Annotated in this window: 1 protein-coding gene and 1 pseudogene; both read right to left on the reverse strand. The window is 71.9% G+C overall.

Translation table 11 applies throughout. The features are described 5' to 3' along the window. Positions 1–428: pseudogene (locus tag Q2100_RS30915) on the reverse strand (iron ABC transporter permease); the annotation flags it as partial. Next, positions 425–2,223 (reverse strand): ABC transporter ATP-binding protein (locus Q2100_RS30920; protein ID WP_302917079.1); only part of this gene is annotated, 1,799 nt, incomplete at its 5' end. The gene Q2100_RS30920 and the pseudogene Q2100_RS30915, both read right to left, overlap by 4 nt.

Raw genomic sequence — 2,223 nt, forward strand, 5'->3', positions numbered from 1 at the left:
AGCGGCAGCAGCACCGCGTTGAGCAGCGGGGTCAGCAGGTTGACGACGAGGCCCACCAGGTCCGGCCCGGTCGCCGCGATGGCCTGCCGGGCGGTCGCGGTGTTGTCGGCGTCGAACCAGTCCAGCCGCACGGCGGGCAGCCGGTCGGCGACGTCGTGCTGGGTGCGGTCGAGCACGGCGAAGCCCAGGTCGAATCCGATCCGTGCGGTCGCGCTGTCCACCGCCCAGCCCGCCAGCGTCGCCAGGGTCAGCCAGCCGAGCCACGGCAGCGCGTCGGCCGGTGTGTCGCCGAACAGCGCGGCGATCAGCGGCACCAGCAGCACCGCGGCGACGGCCCGCAGCACCACCGACACGAGCGCGAGCACCGCGTAGAGCGTCACCCTCGGCGTGCGATCGACCGGGATGAGCCGGATCAGGGTGGGGATCATCGGGTCGCCTCCTGTGCGCTCGCCACGGCGTCCTCGCCGGGCCGGGCGGTGTCCCACAGCCGCCGGTAGAGACCGTCGGCGGCCAGCAACTCGTCGTGGGTGCCGCGTTCCGCGATGCGGCCGTCGTCGAGTACGACGATCTGGTCGGCCCCGGTGACGGTGTGCAGCCGGTGGGCGATCACCAGCACGGTGCGGTCGCGGGTCAGCCGGTCGAGCGCCTGTTGCACCAGGTATTCCGACTCGGGGTCGGCGAACGCGGTGGCCTCGTCGAGGATCAGCACCGGGGTGTCGGCGACGATCGCCCTGGCGATGGTGAGCCGCTGCCGCTCGCCGCCGGACAGCCCGCTCGCGGCGCCGAGCACGGTGTCGTAGCCGTCCCTCAGCCGCAGTACCCGCTCATGGATCTGGGCCTGCTCGGCCGCCGTGTACACCCGCTCCTGCGAGGCGTCCGGCTCGGCCAGCGCGATGTTCTCGGTGACGGTGCCGTGCACCAGCTGGGTCTCCTGCAGCACGAAGCCCACCCGCCGGTACAGCTCGTCCGCGCTCAGCGAGCGGACGTCCCTGCCGTCGACGCGGATCGAGCCGTCGGCGACGTCGTGGAACCGCGCCAGCAGCGCGGCCAGCGTCGACTTGCCGGAGCCGGACGGCCCGACCAGCGCGGTGACCGTGCCCGGCCGCAGCGTCAGCGAGACGTCCTTGATCACCGGCACACCGGGGCGGTAGCCGAAGGTGACGCCGTCGAATTCGACGGTGCCGCTCTGGCCGCCGTCACCAGTGGCGGCCTCGTCGCGGACGTCGAGTTCGGGCTCGTCGAGGGTGTTCTGCAGCCGTCGGGCCGCGAGCACGCCGGTCCGGATGCCGCCCAACCCGTAGGCGATGTTGAGCAACCGGGACCCGAATGTGGTGCCCAGCAACAGGAACGGCAGCAGATTCACCGGGTCCATCGAGCCGGCCACGACGAGCAGCGTGCCGGTGACCGCGATCAGCCACAGGAACGTCGCGGGCCGGGTCGCGATGTCCATCGTCGTCTTCTTGCCGACGAAGGGCCGCTGCCAGTCGTTGAGGAACGCGATGTACTCGTCGAGCCGGGCCCGGAAGCTCGACGCCGCGGCGCCGCCGAACACCCGCACCACCGGCTGACCCTCGAGGTAGGCGCCGGCCTCGCCGTTCATCCGCTCCACCCACTTGGCCGACTGCGGGATCTTCGGTCCGGACTGCACCGTCATCGTCGACGTCAGCACCATCCACACCAGCACCGGGACGAACAGCACCAGCGCGATCCGCCAGTCGACGACGAACAGGTAGACCAGCACGGCGACCGGGGCCACCGCCGCGGCGACGGCATCCGGGATGGCGTGCGTGACAAGGTAATGCAGGGCCAGGGTGTCGTCCTGCACCAGCTGCTTGATCGAGCCGGAGCCGCGGGCGGTGAACCAGCCCAGCGGGAGCCGGGCCATCTTGGTCAGCAGCCGGCCGCGCAGCTCGCGGGCGAACCGGGCATCGATGGCGTGCAGCCACAGCGTCAGCGCGGCGCCGAGCACGGTGCCGACACCCAGAAGTGTCAGCGCGGCGAATGCCAGTGTCCACAAACGAGATTCGTCGGCGCCGGTCAGCAGCAGCCGCGCGAGTTCGACCAGCAGCACGTAGGGCGCCAGCTGGACGAGCGTGATCACCGCCTGCAGCACTCCGGAGACGATCAGCGGCGTCTTCAGCGGCGCCATCAGCCTGCCTGCCGCCTGCGACCGCCAGCTGCCCTGCGGCGCGGCGGCAGGAGCGGCGGCAGGAGCCGGGGCCT

The organism is Mycolicibacterium arseniciresistens (assembly GCF_030519285.1).
Classification (GTDB): Bacteria; Actinomycetota; Actinomycetes; order Mycobacteriales; family Mycobacteriaceae; genus Mycobacterium; species Mycobacterium arseniciresistens.